Origin of the sequence: Streptomyces synnematoformans, from assembly GCF_039531005.1 — a bacterium.
Lineage (GTDB): Bacteria > Actinomycetota > Actinomycetes > Streptomycetales > Streptomycetaceae > Streptomyces > Streptomyces synnematoformans.
In genome coordinates, this window is record NZ_BAAAPF010000564.1 from 1 (window position 1) to 2,320 (window position 2,320).

A 2,320-nucleotide genomic window follows, 5' to 3' on the forward strand; every position below is an offset into this window, starting at 1 on the left:
CACCGGCGCCGTACGCCCCGGGGCGGCCCGGCGCGGCGGCGGGGCGGCCTGCGCCCCCGCGCCGTGCGCCTCGCGGGCCGCGATCTCCTTCAGCCGCAGCGAGAGCTGCAGCGTCGACGGCCGGTCGTCGGGCGTCTTCGCCAGGCAGGTGCGCAGCAGCGGCGCCAGCGCGTCCGGCACGCCGTCGAGCAGCGGCTCCTCGTGCACCACCCGGTACAGCATCACCTCGGAACTGCCCTGCCCGAACGGCGAGTCGCCCGTCGTCGCGTACGCCAGGGTGGCGCCCAGCGAGAACACGTCGCTCGCCGGCGTCACCGGCTGCCCCCGGACCTGCTCGGGCGCCAGGAACCCGGGCGAGCCGACCGCCGTGCCGACGTGCGTCAGCGTGGAGGCCCCGGTCGCCCAGGCGATGCCGAAGTCGATGATCCGCGGCCCCTTGGGGGACAGCAGGATGTTGGACGGCTTCAGGTCGCGGTGCACCACGCCCGCCTCGTGCACGGCGACCAGGCCCTCGGAGAGCGCCGCGCCGATCGCCGCGACCCGGGCGGCCACGAGCGGGCCCTCGTCGCCGACCTTGTCGTGCAGGGAGGGGCCGGGCACGTACTGCGTGGCGAACCACGGGCGGTCCGCGTCCAGGTCGGCGGCCACCAGCCGGGCCGTGCAGCCGCCGCGGATCCGGCGGGCCGCCGAGACCTCGCGGGCGAACCGCGACCGGAACTCCTGGTCCTCCGCCAGGTCCGGCCGGATCACCTTCAGGGCGACCCGCTGTCCGCGCCGGTCGGAGCCCAGGTAGACCACGCCCATGCCGCCCGCGCCGAGCCGCCGGTGGATCCGGAACGAGCCGACGACGCGCGGATCCTCACGACGGAGCCGCATCATCGCCATGCCGTAACCATCCCCGCTGCCCGGTCTGTCTGCCGTGCACAGCTTACGGACTTGACGGCCGCTCGCGCTGGCAGGGCGCCGTGCGGCGGGCCGAATTGTCAGTACCAGGTGGGATCCTGGAGATATGGCCGGGCCCAAGTGCGGCCCCTGGGAAGGGGGATGCGGACAGGTGAAGGGCGATCGAGTGGAGATAGTCGTGGACGCGGGGGACACGACGCGGACGTACCAGGTCGTGGCCTCGCGCGCCGGCCGGAGGGTCGAGTCGTCGGTGCGCCGGGGCGTGGTCGAGGTGAGCGAGGTGACGCGCAGCGGCTCGGTGGTGCGCACGGCCCGGTTCATGGCCACCAGGGTCCTCGCCCTGGTGGAGCATCCCGTGCCGCGCACGGACGGCGAGGCCCCCCTCCGGGAAGACCCTGGGTCGTAGTACGCGGTCTCCACCCGTGGGAGTAGCGACTTCGCGCCGCAGTCATCCTCCGGGAGGCCAGGCAATCGATACGCGGGCATGACGACCCGTGCCGATCACTTCCCTAATGTTGTCGTCAAGCGGCGGGCGCAGCACTCGTCCCCCGAGGTCGGACGCCCGCCGCCCCAACACAGGAGTGGGAGCCATGGAGAGAACAGCGGAGTACGCCGCACGGCCCGAGGCCGTCGCCGGGGCGCTCGCCGCGTTCGGCGCACCGCCGCCGGAGCGCCGGCACCCGCTGGTCGCCCTCGCCATGGTCCTGCCCCTCGCGATCGTTCTCACCGTCGTCTTCGGCGGCTGGGACGCGGTCATCACACATGCGTCGTCCGTGGCCGGAATGATGGGGCAGTAGCCCCGTCAGGCCCGGGAGAGCGGCCCGGGCCGGGGACAGCCGGCTCAGCCCCGTGGGGACGGGGGTGCGGCGGACGGACGTGTACGCCCGGGTGTCTGGGGAGACGCCCGGGCTACGCGTTTTCCGGCCCCGGTGCAGGTCAGCCCCGCTGCCGACCTGCGCGCCGGCCCGTCCGGGCGCGGGCCGCCGCCGCGCACCCGGCCGGACCGCGGGCGGCAGGTTCTAGGATGAGCCGGTGCGCGCACGCCTCGTCGACCGGCTGGCGGAGCTGAGCCGGGGGGCCGGCGAGCCCGCGGTGCTCGTCGACCGCCCGGACGTGACCGTCGTCCGCAGCGGCGGCACCGTACTCAAGGTCCACGCCGCGCGCCTGGACCCCGCCGCCCTCGCCGCCCGGCTGCGGGTGGCCGCGCACCCGCTGCTGGCCGGCATCCTGCTCGCCCCGCTCGCCGGGCCGACCGGCCCCGTCGACGGCCGGCACGTCAGCAGCTGGCCGTACGGGGCCGCGGTCGCGCCGGACGCCCCCGAAGCGGCGCCGTGGCGGGAGGCGGGGCACCTGACGGCGCGGCTGCACGCGACACCCGTCGGCCGGCTGCCGGGGCCGCTGCCGGCGATGGCCGGCC

Annotated in this window: 3 protein-coding genes and 1 pseudogene; 3 read left to right on the forward strand and 1 reads right to left on the reverse strand. The window is 76.0% G+C overall.

All coding sequences use genetic code 11. The annotated features are described in order from the left end of the window. On the reverse strand, positions 1-885 hold an 885-nt coding region (locus ABD317_RS35990; RefSeq protein WP_344296110.1), incomplete at its 3' end, for a serine/threonine-protein kinase. Between the two features lie 169 nt (positions 886-1,054). Here ABD317_RS35990 and ABD317_RS35995 point away from each other — a divergent pair. The 3 genes and pseudogenes from ABD317_RS35995 to ABD317_RS36005 form a co-directional block, all read left to right on the forward strand. Next, complete coding sequence (locus tag ABD317_RS35995) at positions 1,055-1,309, forward strand: hypothetical protein (RefSeq protein WP_027757190.1); 255 nt, start codon at positions 1,055-1,057, stop codon at positions 1,307-1,309. Positions 1,310-1,493: 184 nt separating this feature from the next. Continuing rightward, complete coding sequence (locus tag ABD317_RS36000; protein ID WP_344296112.1) at positions 1,494-1,700, forward strand: hypothetical protein; 207 nt, start codon at positions 1,494-1,496, stop codon at positions 1,698-1,700. A gap of 235 nt (positions 1,701-1,935) precedes the next feature. Further along, a pseudogene (locus tag ABD317_RS36005) lies at positions 1,936-2,320 on the forward strand (hypothetical protein); the annotation flags it as partial.